Raw genomic sequence first — 5,641 nt, 5'->3', positions numbered from 1 at the left:
TTAATACCTGTTCAATTTGAAGCAGCAAATATGCCGCTAACGTTGTTTAAAATTCTCATTTATAACAATTAAATAGCGAAATTTTTGCCTCGCCTGTATGGACATAGGTGCCTCAGCGATAGCAGGGCGCGTGAGCGGTGTTATCAACGATATTTTCTCGAACACTTAATTAAGCAAATTGGTATAAGTCATGCCGGTTGTTATGACTTGTTGAGTATTACTCTGACTATCACTGCAAATCCAATCGCTGGGCGTGTGACGGTCAGTCTATGTAGTGTGCTGGTTTGAAGGCAGAAAAAGGGCCACGATTTAATCGCAGCCCTTTTCTATGGCCTGATGGTCTGTTAATTGATATCAGTCGAGTTTTAACTCAAAATTACCTGTTACCTTTTCATTTTTGAACGTGCTAAGCGGCAGGTCAAAGTTAAACTCAGCTTTGATATGTGTGTCTGTATTGTCCCAATCCAGATTAAGCATCCCTGAGTCGCTCTTGCGCTGGCTTATCTCAGGATATAGCGATGTTTCGAGCTGCGCAAAGTTGCCAGTTCCCACACTGGATAAGCTAGCAAGTAAGTCACTTGGCTTACCGCCAAATGTGAAGGATAGCTCAAACGGACTGCCTTCGTATTGGCTAATCAAACGCACGACTGTGGCGTCGGCACTGGTTAATGTCTCATTATTACTGTCCTTTGCTTCCACATAAGATGTGGCAATAACTCCACAAAGTTGATTTGTTTCAGCAAGCTGCGGGTAGTTTGCAAAGTTAACTGCCAACTTACCAAAGCTCTTTTGTGCGCTCTCACTGACGTGTTTGAATGTGCTGGTAGCAGCAACATCGTCACCACACATTTTGGTGATGGTAAAGCTGTTCTCAGTTTGTGTCAGAACGGTTGACACAGTCCCCTCTGCACAGCTGGTATTAGCAAAAAAGTCATCTACTTTTACATTGGTACTTTGTTGATCTCCGCACACCTGAGCAGTAAAGGTATGTTCACTTTGGTCGAAGCTAACAATATCGAGAGGGCGCGAGACCTTCACAGTAGTATGATTATAGCCACCTTCCGTACTCGGTGTTGTCATATACTGGTGCGCTGTCTCCATCCAGGTACTGCCAGAGACAAGCACACTTAAATCAAGCTCTTCAACTACGCTACCCGTATCAGGTTGTGGTGCAACGGTGCTTGAGTCTGTATCCGCGACAGACACAGAGCTGTGCTGGTCCACAAATCCTATCACATTAGAGGTGTTAAGCTTAACCGAGATGCTGAGAGAGCTCTGCTGACTGACTTCTGGTGCAGTAAATGTAATTGTATCACTACCTTGACCTGTAAATGCCACGTCGCCATCAACGCCACGAACTGTCCAGGTAAAATTGAGGCTACCTGCACTCGCCCCAGAAGCGTTAAGAGATAGCGTGACCTCTTGACCTTCTTTAACATTAATAAAAGTGGGGAGTTTAGTATAGGTAATTGTGTTGTCTTCGACTGAAGAAGTATTTGTGTCCTTGCTGTCTGAACCTCCGCCACATGCAGTGAGTGACAAGGCCATTGTTGCGCATAAGAACAGCTTCTTATTAGGTAAGAATCTCATGTTTGATATATTCCGTATCCATATGAAAGGCGCGGATTCTAATCTTTTCTTATTTGCGCTTCAACTATCAAGGTGAACTATTGTAAACGACGAGAAGGGGCTTCAGGAAAGCTGTACAAGCGAGGGTAAGCAGACTGTCAGCATGAAGCTAACAGTCTGTTAGATAATAACTAATTAGAATGTTGCGCGGTAGCGAACACCAAACTCGCTGGCATCATTGCTCTTGATAACCAGGATGTATGCACCTGTATTCAGGCGAGCATCATCGTAACGTTCATCAAAGATATTACGGCCATACAATGAAATGTCCCAGTTGGCATTGGCTGGCGCATAAGATACGTCAAAGTTCACTGTAGTACGGTCGTCAATTTGCGTCATACGGCCCGGGTCAGAGCTTGGCTCGCCGTACATGCTATCGCGGTATGAAATATCAAAGCGCGCATTCACAGTCGCATTGTTGGCAAGCTCAAACTCATAAGACGGGCTGATTGAGGCAGTCCACTCTGGAGTCAAAGGTGCAACTGGTTTGATGCCATTTTGCTCTTCAACATCTACATCCATAAAGCCAAAGCTTGAATGTAGGGTAAAGTTGTCTGTTACATAGTAGGTGCTTTCAAATTCGATACCGCGAGAGGTTTGTTCAACAATCAGGTTGTTGGTAGCAAACCCGGATGAGGTGACCGTGTTAACCTGGTAAGGCAGGTCATCGTATTCCGTGTTGAAAAATGCCACACTCATGCTGAAGTCATCTGTCAGCTGACCTTTAAACCCGGTTTCGTAGTTAATTGCACTGATATTGTCGCTGGCGACAAAACCATTTGCTGCCTGAATGGCCGCGTTGGCTGCCGTCGCATTGTCTGCAAATCCGCCCAGTTCGAAAAACTGAGTGATCAGAAAATATGGGCGGGCAGGGTATTGCCCTGACTGGTAGCCAGTTTGTACCGTACCGTACCAGTTAAGGCCATTTTCAAAGGTATAATTGGCAGCCAGTTCCCAGGAAATTTCGTCCCACTCTCGCTCTGCATATACAGTATCTACGAGTGTATGTACTTTTGCAGACGCAGATTTTTCATCTTCTGTATAACGAACACCACCTGAAAGGCGCAGGTCATCAGTCAGATCGTAGCCCAGGTTAAAAAATACTGCTCGACTGGTCGTTTCCTGATCAAGCGCCAACATTGCAGGGCCTCCGTTAAAGCTTGCCTCGTCCGGGCTCTGGCGGTTATTTCCTTCTTCGTTAAACCAGTACACACCGGTAACAAAATCCGAGCGGCCAAGGTAGCCTGTGAGTTGTAGCTCGACAGATGTTTGATCGGCTTCTCCTCGCTCTGGGAAGTGTAGGTGAGCAATCGCAGTGCCGTCATCATCCAGACCAGCTTTATACTCTGACGAGCGTTTGCTGAATATAAACTTAGTACCATAGTCGGCATTGATATCATATTCTGCAGTCAGGGAAACACCGTTTGCTTTGTTCGATACGGTTGTTGTATTGATACTGCTGGTCGCATTGTCGTACGGGTCTGCGGCAACCATCGAATTGCGCAAGCCTGCCTGGTAGAGAGAGTCCTCTACATCTTTTAGTTCATCGATCAACACAGTAAACGGACGAGTTCCGCCTTCACCATCATTGGCGTCAGCCGTCAGTACCAGGCGCAGGTCATCTGTAGGGGTGTATTTAACAGATACACGGCCGTGGAACTCCTGGTTTTCACCCACATCGTATTCAGCATTTGGCAGGTTGGTGAATTTACCTAAACCACCGCGGCGGTTAAAGCCCATATTGAAGTTAAACGCCAGTTCATCTGTTACGGCCTGGTTAGTAAACATGCTCGCTTTGATACGACCACGTGTGCCAGTCTCAGCACTAACCTTAGTCACTGCTTCCTGATCTGGTTGCTTAGTGATGATGTTAATTGCGCCACCGATTGAGTTGCGGCCATACAGAGTGCCCTGAGGACCACGCAGTACTTCAATACGCTCGATGTTAGCCAGGTTCCAGTTTTGGCCAACCTGACGACCCAGGTAAACACCGTCAACATAGACGCTTACGCCAGGATCTGTGGTGATCAGGTGATCTTGTAAACCAATGCCGCGGATAAACGGGTTGGCAGATGAATTATGACCTGCTGAGAAGCCGGTAATATTCAGGTTTGGAACAAATTTGCCCACATCAGTGATGTCAGAGATACCTTGTGCATCCAGATCATCTCCTGAGAATGCACTCATAGCGATCGGTACTTCATAGATAACCTGCGAACGCTTGGTCGCGGTTACCGTGATGGCCTCGATTTTTGATTTCTCAGCTTGTGCTTCTTCAGCCAAAACTGGAGCTGAAGATAAGCCGGCCATTGCCAGTGCCATGGCGGTTGCGATCGGAGTAAGATTGCGTGCTGTGGTGCTCATGTATGTTCCTCAAGTTAGAAACGGTTAATTTTAAATCTCGTGTGTGGTGGTTTCTGCGAGGGTAGTCGCCAACCTGGTTGAATGGCTATCGCTGAGCTGACTTTTGACATTTATAAAATTGACGCGCACAAAAAAGCAATCACCATATGGGGACTGCACGAATTTTATTAACAAGAATTTTAAGAATGAAAGGTCAGCAAAAGCTGCTATTCGGTTGGGCGTGCATTCTACAATGGAATGAAATAATTTTGCAATGAAAAATGGTTTAATTTTTTTATTTTGGCGAATTATTGCATTGCTTTGTCTACTAATCAGGTAAATTTACATGAATGTACCTTTTTAGTAAAAAATGGCAGTAATTAAAATGATTATTCCAAAAAGAAAAATAAAGGGCGCGTGCCGTTTTGCTCTTGCGGTGAAGTTTATGTTAGCGTGATGCTGTGCATTGGACCCGAATTAGGGTGAAAAAGTCGTCAGGTCAGGAAGGACATATGGATTTAAAAAGCACTCTGTGTGCACTGCTGGTCGTGGCGGTATGGGGGATTAACTTTTCAGTGATCAAACTGGGCCTTGCAGAGTTACCGCCTATTTTATTCTCTGGCTTACGCTTTTTAGTTGTGGCACTGCCCGCCATATTTTTTATTCCCTTTCCCAAGACGCCGGTGTGGCATGTACTGGGCGTGGGCTTATTTCTTGGGGTGATTAAGTTTGGCCTGCTGTTTATGGCAATGGAAAAAGATGCCTCAGCGGGCATTGCATCGTTATTACTGCAGGCTCAGGTGGTGTTTACGATTGTGCTCAGTGCACTGGTGTTGAAAGAACAGGCAAGTCGTTTTCAGGTCGCCGGTGCGGCCATTGCGTGCTGTGGGTTTGGTATGTTCTTTTTGAGCGAGACAGGCAGTGTCACTTTGTATGGCATGGCGTTGATCCTGTGTGCGGCTTTGAGCTGGGCGGTATCTAATCTCATTATGAAACAGCTAAAGCAAGTTAACTTGCTGCATTTTATGGTCTGGGTCAGTGCTGTGGCACCGTTGCCTTTGTTCGTCTTGTCTTTCAATCTTGAAAGTAATGCACCAGTTGCCCTGATCCAAAATACCAGTGCGCAAACCTGGCTTGCGTTACTCTATGTAGGGCCCGTTTCCACCTTGCTGGCGTTTGCTTTGTGGGGCTGGTTACTGGGCAAACATCGCGCTGCGGCAGTGACGCCGTTTGCTTTGTTGATCCCTTTGGTGGGTATGATAGGGGCCAGTTTGATCCTGGATGAACAGATAAGCCTGTTTGAGGTGATTGGCGGTGCCGTGATCCTAAGTGGCCTGACATTTTCGGTTCTGGGCGAGCGGTTTTGTCTATTTTTCTCTGGCAGAACGGGGTTACAGCGAAAAGCCAGCTGACATTGAGACCGGGCAAAGGTGAGGTTAAATTGAGCAATTTGCCGCGCCAATTCGAATATTATGACAAGGTGAGCGAATTTTGTTCGCCTTGTTGTAATCAGCGCTAGACAATTGGTCTAAGTCTCTTGAGTATCCCTGCCCAATGTGAAAAAATTCGACACAATTAAAATCCAGTTAATACCAATTTGCTTAATTAAGTGTTCTATTTTGAGGCGAGAAAATAGGGTCGATAACAAGGCAAAGATTTTGCTATTTAG

General features: G+C 45.9%; 3 protein-coding genes. 1 reads left to right on the top strand and 2 read right to left on the bottom strand.

The window, feature by feature from the left end; translation table 11 throughout:
- Positions 1-354: 354 nt before the first annotated feature.
- Positions 355-1,590 (bottom strand): hypothetical protein, encoded by a 1,236-nt coding sequence (locus CWB98_RS23080; protein ID WP_138546939.1) that lies wholly within the window; start codon positions 1,588-1,590, stop codon positions 355-357.
- A 174-nt stretch (positions 1,591-1,764) separates the two neighbouring features.
- Positions 1,765-3,993: a TonB-dependent receptor gene (locus tag CWB98_RS23075; protein WP_138546938.1), complete on the bottom strand. Its 2,229-nt coding sequence runs from the start codon at positions 3,991-3,993 to the stop codon at positions 1,765-1,767.
- 491 nt (positions 3,994-4,484) lie between these two features.
- Between CWB98_RS23075 and CWB98_RS23070 the strand changes: the two genes are divergently transcribed.
- Positions 4,485-5,384 (top strand): EamA family transporter, encoded by a 900-nt coding sequence (locus tag CWB98_RS23070; RefSeq protein ID WP_138546937.1) that lies wholly within the window; start codon positions 4,485-4,487, stop codon positions 5,382-5,384.
- The last annotated feature ends 257 nt before the right edge of the window (positions 5,385-5,641 follow it).

Origin of the sequence: Pseudoalteromonas rubra (assembly GCF_005887115.1) — a bacterium.
Classification (GTDB): Bacteria; Pseudomonadota; Gammaproteobacteria; order Enterobacterales; family Alteromonadaceae; genus Pseudoalteromonas; species Pseudoalteromonas rubra_F.
The sequence above is the reverse complement of the archived record's forward strand: the minus strand, read 5'-3'. Positions and strand labels throughout refer to the sequence as shown.